Here is a 221-nt window from a genome sequence, read left to right as displayed (position 1 = left end):
AACCTCGTTGGCCGGCCCCGCCGGCCGCGCCTGCTCCTGACGCACCACCAAGAGCCGCTGATCCAGAACTACGCTGGCCGGCGTTTCCGCCTGGAGCCCCGCCCGTACCGGGAGATCCAGCTCCGCCAGCCGAGCCCGCTCCTGGCGCACCACCAAACGCGGCCGAATCAGAACCTCGTTGGCCGGCCCCGCCGGCCGCGCCTGCTCCTGACGCACCACCA

1 protein-coding gene is annotated in these 221 nt (G+C 72.9%); it reads left to right on the top strand.

Features of this window, described 5'->3' with window-relative positions:
- Positions 1-221 (top strand): hypothetical protein (locus ACLBX8_RS32385; protein ID WP_447716491.1); only part of this gene is annotated, 221 nt, incomplete at both ends.

The organism is Methylobacterium sp. D48H (genome assembly GCF_053345715.1).
Note: the sequence above shows the minus strand (reverse complement) of the source record. Positions and strands in the feature narration are given on the sequence as shown.